General features: G+C 66.9%; 1 protein-coding gene. It reads right to left on the bottom strand.

Features of this window, described 5'->3' with window-relative positions:
• A partial coding sequence (locus OR16_RS39060) for a class II aldolase/adducin family protein (RefSeq protein WP_006165035.1) occupies positions 1–508 on the bottom strand: 508 nt, incomplete at its 3' end.

Here is a 508-nt window from a genome sequence, read left to right as displayed (position 1 = left end):
CGTGATTGCGCAGGATCAGGGCCCGCTTGTCCGGGCCGAGATCGGCCACCAGGCGCACGCGCTCCTCATGGTCGAGCGCAATGCCCTCGAAGTCGTGGTACGACACACGGTCATGGAACTGCAGCGCCCATTGGTTGGACGGCTGCAGGCCGCAGGCCAGCGACGATACGGCCACGCCCGCCACGGTATGCGTATGCAGCACGCACACGGCGTCATGCCGGGCGGCATGCACCGCGCTGTGGATGGTGAAGCCCGCCGGGTTGACGTCTTGCCCAGCCGGGCCGCTGATGATGTTCCCGTCCAGGTCGATGCACACCAGCGAGGACGCGGTGATATCCCGGAACAGCATCCCGAACGGGTTGATCAGGAAGCGGTCCTCGGTACCCGGCACCCGGGCCGAGATATGGGTGTAGATGCTGTCGTCCATGCCGTACAGGGCGACCAGGCGGTATGCGGCGGCGAGATCCTCACGCACCCGTTGCTCGGCCTCGGAGACGGCGGGAACCAG

The organism is Cupriavidus basilensis OR16 (genome assembly GCF_000243095.1).
GTDB classification, from domain to species: Bacteria; Pseudomonadota; Gammaproteobacteria; order Burkholderiales; family Burkholderiaceae; genus Cupriavidus; species Cupriavidus basilensis_D.
The sequence above is the reverse complement of the archived record's forward strand: the minus strand, read 5'-3'. Positions and strand labels throughout refer to the sequence as shown.